This is a genomic window from Pseudomonas sp. SIMBA_041 (assembly GCF_046535095.1).
Lineage (GTDB): Bacteria > Pseudomonadota > Gammaproteobacteria > Pseudomonadales > Pseudomonadaceae > Aquipseudomonas > Aquipseudomonas mucoides.
In genome coordinates this window covers 1-241 of the sequence record NZ_JAWRXJ010000849.1, presented here as the reverse complement: position 1 = coordinate 241, position 241 = coordinate 1, and the positions used below count along the sequence as shown (strand labels likewise).

At 66.0% G+C, this 241-nt stretch carries 1 protein-coding gene; it reads right to left on the bottom strand.

Annotation, left to right across the window (positions count from 1 at the left end; genetic code table 11):
* Positions 1 to 233: laccase domain-containing protein (locus tag SB725_RS33535; protein WP_410923738.1), on the bottom strand; the 233-nt coding region annotated here is incomplete at its 3' end.
* Positions 234 to 241 lie beyond the last annotated feature (8 nt).

Here is a 241-nt window from a genome sequence, read left to right as displayed (position 1 = left end):
CCGAAAACCGCCACCGCCTGAGCGATGCGTTCGCCATCCAGCCTGCCTGGCTCAAGCAAGTGCATGGCCTGGCAGTGGCGGTTTTCGGCGACGGCGGCTGGGTCATCACCAACGTGATCACCCAGGTTGAAGGTGTCAAAGGGCGGCAGGCTGACGCCGCCCTGACGCGTGGTGACACAAGCGCGAACCGAAGCCGGGGCCGGCCAGTCGGGCAATAGCAGCGCCTGCGTCAGACCACTCA